Below are 1,391 nucleotides of genomic sequence, written 5' to 3' on the forward strand. Positions count from 1 at the left end.
AATATTGTCGAAGTGAGTGATCCTATGCTGCCGAGAAAAGCATCTAGCGAGATCTAGAGCCGCCCGTACCCCAAACCGACTCAGGTGGTCAGGTAGAGAATACTAAGGTGATCGAGTGAACCATGGTTAAGGAACTCGGCAAAATGCCCCCGTAACTTCGGGAGAAGGGGGGCCCGATTCGTTATCGCACTAGCTGCGAGAAGCGTTGACGGCCGCAGAGACCAGGCCCAAGCGACTGTTTACTAAAAACACAGGTCCGTGCTAAGTCGAAAGACGCCGTATACGGACTGACTCCTGCCCGGTGCTGGAAGGTTAAGGGGACGTGTCAGCGCAAGCGAAGCACAGAACTTAAGCCCCAGTAAACGGCGGTGGTAACTATAACCATCCTAAGGTAGCGAAATTCCTTGTCGGGTAAGTTCCGACCTGCACGAATGGAGTAACGACTTGGGCGCTGTCTCAACCATGGACTCGGCGAAATTGCACTACGAGTAAAGATGCTCGTTACGCGCGGCAGGACGGAAAGACCCCGGGACCTTTACTATAGTTTGGTATTGGTGTTTGGTTCAGTTTGTGTAGGATAGGTGGGAGACTGTGAAGCATTCACGCCAGTGAGTGTGGAGTCATCGTTGAAATACCACTCTGGCTGTACTAGATATCTAACCTAGGTCCATTATCTGGATCAGGGACAGTGCCTGATGGGTAGTTTAACTGGGGCGGTTGCCTCCTAAAATGTAACGGAGGCGCTCAAAGGTTCCCTCAGCCTGGTTGGCAATCAGGTTTCGAGTGTAAGTGCACAAGGGAGCTTGACTGTGAGAGTGACAGCTCGAGCAGGGACGAAAGTCGGAACTAGTGATCCGGCGCTGGCAAGTGGAAGCGGCGTCGCTCAACGGATAAAAGGTACCCCGGGGATAACAGGCTGATCTTCCCCAAGAGTCCATATCGACGGGATGGTTTGGCACCTCGATGTCGGCTCGTCGCATCCTGGGGCCGTAGCAGGTCCCAAGGGTTGGGCTGTTCGCCCATTAAAGCGGCACGCGAGCTGGGTTTAGAACGTCGTGAGACAGTTCGGTCCCTATCCGCCGCGCGCGTAGGAAACTTGAGAAAATCTGTCCCTAGTACGAGAGGACCGGGATGGACGAACCTCTGGTGTGCCAGTTGTTCTGCCAAGAGCACTGCTGGTTAGCTACGTTCGGAAGCGATAACCGCTGAAAGCATCTAAGCGGGAAGCGTGTTTCAAGATGAGGTTTCCCACTGGTTTACCAGGTAAGGCCCCCAGCAGACCACTGGGTTGATAGGCCGGAGGTGGAAGCACAGCAATGTGTGGAGCCGACCGGTACTAATAGGCCGAGGGCTTGTTTCTTACAAAGATGGCTGTGCCCTCAAAAGCCAGC

General features: G+C 54.0%; 1 rRNA gene (only partly in view). It reads left to right on the top strand.

Annotated elements, in window-relative coordinates:
- Positions 1-1,360 (top strand): 23S ribosomal RNA (locus HQK15_RS18135) (it extends 1,842 nt beyond the left edge of the window).
- Positions 1,361-1,391: the final 31 nt, after the last annotated feature.

Origin of the sequence: Aeromicrobium stalagmiti (assembly GCF_013283745.1) — a bacterium.
Taxonomy (GTDB): domain Bacteria; phylum Actinomycetota; class Actinomycetes; order Propionibacteriales; family Nocardioidaceae; genus Aeromicrobium; species Aeromicrobium stalagmiti.